Genomic DNA, 1,791 nt, shown 5'->3' on the forward strand with positions numbered 1-1,791 from the left:
CCCGCCTCGGCGAGCATGGCGGCGGCGTCGGGGTCGTCGGGGTCGAGCCGCTCGTTCGGCACGCCGCTTCGAGCGAGCCGGTTCTGCAGCACGTGCGTGCGCGGCTGCGCGTCGTCGCCGATGACGGTGAACGACCGGTGGCGCTTGCCGGCGGTCGCCTCCCACTCCCGCAGGAAGTCGGTGATCGCCCGGTGGAACGACTCGTCGGGGGAGTGCACCGGGCGCACGACGTAGTAGTCGATCTGCACGCGCGACATGAGCCGGAGCACGGCGTCGGAGGTCGCGGCATCCGCCCACGCGCCCCACTCGATCACGAGGCCGCGGCGCACGTCGGGGAACCGGCGTCGCGCCGCTGCGAAGACCGTCTCGTGGTCGTCGACCGGCGAGGCGTCGTCGGAGAGCACGAGGGCGAGGGTCCCGCCCTCGGCGGCGAGCGCCTCGATCGCCTCGACGGCGGCGGCCGCGCCGTCGGCGTCGACGATGCGGTAGTCGTCGGCGTAGCGCCGGCGGAGCGGCTCGAGCAGGGACGCACGCATCCCGTCGTCGGCCGTGGCGACGAGGATCACGGGCGGCCCAGCCGCCGGTGCCCGAGCATCCATGCGACTCCCTCGGAGCATCAGGAAGGCGACGGTCGGTCGCCACGGCGCGAGTGTACCGCCGGGCCCGGGCGGGCCGCCAGCGTCCACGCCCGACGGGCTCGCGCCGTGCGCATGCGCCCTCGCGCTTCGACCGGGCTATTTACAGGCGGATGCCGGGAGGAAGAGACTCGGAGCATGAGCCCGGCTGATCGGCCGATCCGCACCCCTGACCAGCGCCTCCGCGTGTTCGTGAGCTCGACGCTCCGCGAGCTGGCGCCTGAGCGTCGTGCGGTGCGCGCCGCCGTCGAGCAACTGGGCCTCGCCCCCGTCATGTTCGAGCTCGGCGCCCGGCCGCATCCGCCCCGCGACCTCTACCGCGCCTACCTCGCCCAGAGCGACATCTTCGTGGGACTCTACGGCGAGCAGTACGGGTGGGTCGCCCCGGGCGAGGAATTGTCGGGGCTCGAGGACGAGTACCGTCTCGCACCGCCAGAGCTGCCCAAGCTCGTCTACGTGCGGGAGGGCGGCACCCGCGAGCCCCGGCTCCTGGACCTGCTCGACCGCGTGAAGGCCGACGATCGCGTCTCGTACGCCTACTTCACCGACCCCGAGCAGCTCGCCGAGCTGGTGCGTGCCGATCTCGCGACCCTCCTCGCCGAGCGCTTCACGAGCGCGACGGCTGCCGTCGCCGAGACGGCGGACCCGGTGGAGCGCAGCGCCACGCTGCCGTCGGCGCTCACCGCCCTGATCGGGCGCGAACGCGAGCTCGAGGCGGTCGTCGACCTGCTCTCCGACGACGACGTGCGGCTCGTCACGCTCACGGGCCCGGGCGGCATCGGCAAGAGCCGGCTCTCCCTCGACGCCGCGAACCGCGTGCGCGATCGCTTCACCGGCGGCGTCGCGTTCGTCGACCTCGCACCGGTGACCGACCCTGCGCAGGTCGCGGTTGCGATCGCGAACGCGCTCGGCGTCATCGACGTGGGCGACGGCACCCTCGACGAGAAGCTGCGCATGGCGGTGCGCGACCGGCGCATGCTGCTCCTCCTCGACAATGTCGAGCAGGTCGTCGAGGCTGCGCCGACGATCCGATCGAGCAGATGGGCGCGCCGGCCGAGCTGTACGAGCTCCCGCGCACGGTGTTCGTGGCCAACTTCCTCGGGCAGTCGAACCTCTTCACGGGCGAGGTGGTGGACACCACGAGCACGGCGCTCAC

1 protein-coding gene and 2 pseudogenes are annotated in these 1,791 nt (G+C 73.0%); 2 read left to right on the forward strand and 1 reads right to left on the reverse strand.

The features are described 5' to 3' along the window. Positions 1–599, reverse strand: a 599-nt coding sequence (locus GH736_RS22360) for a response regulator (protein ID WP_203230915.1), incomplete at its 3' end; no start/stop codon positions are given. Positions 600–773: 174 nt separating this feature from the next. On the opposite strand from GH736_RS22360, the pseudogene GH736_RS22365 reads away from it, so the two are divergent. Beyond that, a pseudogene (locus GH736_RS22365) lies at positions 774–1,580 on the forward strand (DUF4062 domain-containing protein); the annotation flags it as partial. Between the two features lie 86 nt (positions 1,581–1,666). Continuing rightward, positions 1,667–1,791: pseudogene (locus GH736_RS25365) on the forward strand (spermidine/putrescine ABC transporter ATP-binding protein); the annotation flags it as partial.

Source organism: Agromyces humi, from assembly GCF_009720255.1.
GTDB lineage: Bacteria > Actinomycetota > Actinomycetes > Actinomycetales > Microbacteriaceae > Agromyces > Agromyces humi.